Annotated in this window: 1 protein-coding gene; it reads left to right on the top strand. The window is 68.3% G+C overall.

The window, feature by feature from the left end:
- Positions 1-2,568 (top strand): condensation domain-containing protein (locus tag HUW62_RS46695; RefSeq protein WP_176438129.1); only part of this gene is annotated, 2,568 nt, incomplete at both ends.

The raw sequence follows: 2,568 nt of genomic DNA, 5'->3' as shown, positions 1-2,568 counted from the left end.
CCAACGGCAAGCTCGACAGGAAGGCGCTCCCGCCTCCCGACTTCGCCGCCGCCACTTCTGGCGACGACTTCGATCCACCTTCCACTCCTACCCAGACGCGTCTTGCCTCCATCTTCGCCGACGTCCTTGGCCTGGAGCGCGTCAGCGTCCACGGCGACTTCTTCGAGTTGGGCGGCCACTCCCTCCTCGCCACCCAGGTCGTCTCCCGCATCCGCTCTACCTTCGACGTTGAGTTGCCCCTCGGTGAGCTCTTCTCCTCTCCCACCGTCGCGCTTCTCTCCGAGCGGCTGGAGTTGCTCCACGGCTCCTCGTCTCGCCAGCCGGCACTCGTCCCTGTCGACCGCGCACAGCCGCTGCCCCTCTCCTTCGCCCAGCAGCGTCTCTGGTTCCTCGACCAGCTCGATCCTGGCGCGTCCACCTTCAACATCCCCTGGGCTCTCAAGCTCACCGGCAATCTCCACACGGAGGCCCTGCGTCAGTCCTTCAACGCGCTGATTGAGCGGCACGAGGTGCTTCGCACCCACTTCGCCATGCACGAAGGGCAGCCCGTCCAGCGCATCCAGTCCGATGTCCGACTGGCGCTGCCTGTCGTCGACCTGCGCGCCCTGGACTCCTCCTCTCGCGACGCCGAAGCCCAGCGGCTCATGCGCGAGGAAGCGATTCACTCCTTCGACATGTCTCGTGGCCCGCTGGTGCACGCCACCCTCGTGCGCCTCGCCGATGACGAGTACCTGCTGCTCGTCACCAATCACCACATCGTCTCGGATGGGTGGTCTGTCAGCGTCATCGTCCGCGAGCTGGCGGCCTTCTACCGACAGTTCTCTGGCGGCGAGGCCGCGCAACTCTCACCGCTGCCCATCCAGTACGCCGACTTCTCCGTCTGGCAGCGCCAGTGGCTCCAGGGCGAGGCGCTCGACGCCCAGCTCGACTGGTGGCGCGCGAATCTGTCCGGAGCGTCGCTGCAACTGGAGCTCCCCTCGGACTTTCCGCGTCCGCTGGTGCAGGGCTTCCAGGGCGCACGGGTCGAACGGATGCTCCCGCGTGAGCTGGTCGACTCGCTCAACGCAATGTGCCGCCAGGAGGGCACCACGCTCTTCATGGCGTTGGTCGCCGGCTTCCAGGTCGTCCTGTCCCGCTACTCGGGACAGCAGGACTTCGTCATCGGCACCGACATCGCCAACCGCAACCGCGCGGAGACCGAAGGCCTCATCGGCTTCTTCATCAACCAGCTCGCCCTGCGGGCGCGACTGGGCGGCAACCCATCCTTCCGTGAGCTGCTGGAGCGCGTGAAGGCGGACACGCTGGGCGCCTATGCGCACCAGGATCTGCCGTTCGAGGAGTTGGTCAAGGCCATCAACCCCGAGCGCGGTCTCGGCTTCGCGCCGCTCTTCCAGGTCAAGCTGGTGCTCCAGAACCAGCCGGACGAGGAGCTGAAGGTCCAGGGTCTCACGTTCCGCCCGCTGAGCAGCGAGACGGGAACAGCACGGCTCGACATCACCCTCGCCCTCCAGGAGACAGCACGGGGCCTGGGTTGCAGCGTCGAGTACCGCACCGACCTCTTCACCTCGGACACCATCAACGGACTGCTGAGCCACCTGAGCACGGTCCTCGAAGCGGCGGCGGCCCAGCCCCAGGCGCCCGTCTCCACGCTGCCGCTGATGCAGCGGGACGAGCAGCAACGGGTGCTCGTCGAGTGGAACAACACGGCGCGGGACTTCCCCCGCGAGTCCACCGCGCACGCGTTGTTCGAGGCCCAGGCCGCGCGCACGCCAGACGCCACCGCCCTGCGCTTCGAGGGCGAGTCGCTCACCTACGCGCAGCTCGACGCTCGCGCCAACCGCCTCGCGAACCACCTGCGCTCGCTCGGAATCAGGGCCGAGGTCCCCGTCGCGCTCTGCCTTGAGCGCTCGCTGGACCTCGTCGTCTCCATCCTCGCCATCCTCAAGGCTGGCGGAGCCTGGGTCCCGCTCGATCCTTCGTACCCCGTCGAGCGTCTCTCCTTCATGCTCCGTGACTGCGCCGCTCCCGTGCTCGTCACGACGGAGGACATCGCCGACGAGCTGCCCACCAGCGCGCAACAACTCGTGTTGCTCGACGTCGACGCGAGCTTCATCGCGACGCAGCCCGAGTCCGCTCCGGTCTCCGGCACCTCCGCCGACAACCTCGCCTACGTCATCTACACCTCCGGCTCCACCGGCACTCCCAAGGGCACCCTCCTCCAGCACCGCGGCCTCTCCAACACCGCCCTCACCGCCGGACGCGCCCACGGCTTCACCCCCACCTCCCGCGTCCTCCAGTACGCCGCCTTCGGCTTCGACGCCTCCGTCGCCGAAATCTTCGGCGCTCTCCTCGCCGGCTCCACCCTCGTCCTCGCTCCTCGCGAGCGCCTCCTCCCGGGCGCTCCTCTGCGCGACTTGCTCCGCGACGAGTCCATCTCCGCCGTCACCCTCACTCCCTCCGTCCTCGCCCAGATGCGCCCCGAGGACCTCCCCTCCCTCCAAACCCTCATCTCCGCCGGTGAGGCCTGCTCTCCCGAGCTCATCCAGCGCTGGGGCTCCCGCCTCCGCC

This window comes from Myxococcus sp. AM011 (genome assembly GCF_013372595.1).
In the GTDB taxonomy this organism is placed as follows: Bacteria; Myxococcota; Myxococcia; order Myxococcales; family Myxococcaceae; genus Myxococcus; species Myxococcus eversor.
Note: the sequence above shows the minus strand (reverse complement) of the source record. Positions and strands in the feature narration are given on the sequence as shown.